General features: G+C 36.3%; 1 protein-coding gene. It reads right to left on the bottom strand.

The features are described 5' to 3' along the window. A partial coding sequence (locus Q5762_RS37890) for a heme-binding protein (protein ID WP_315896855.1) occupies positions 1-289 on the bottom strand: 289 nt, incomplete at both ends.

Here is a 289-nt window from a genome sequence, read left to right as displayed (position 1 = left end):
CTCCGATTCCACCAATAACATTACCATTTAATTGAATAGGAATACCTCCGGCTAGAAATAATAAGTTTTCATTCATATATTGTAATGGCTGCATAATAGGGTTATCGGCTATCACCTTCATTAAATTACCAGAAGGTTGTTTCATGCTCATTGCTGTAAATGCTTTTTTACGTGAACTTTCTAATGTGTGAATACCTGCGCCATCAGACCGAAGTTGAGCTAAGACTTGTCCAGATAGGTCTACGACTGTAGTTGATATTTTGTATCCTTTAGTTTCACATTGAGTCAA

Origin of the sequence: Streptomyces sp. P9(2023), assembly GCF_032436795.1 — a bacterium.
Classification (GTDB): Bacteria; Actinomycetota; Actinomycetes; order Streptomycetales; family Streptomycetaceae; genus Streptomyces.
This window is presented reverse-complemented; position numbering and strand designations above follow the sequence as displayed.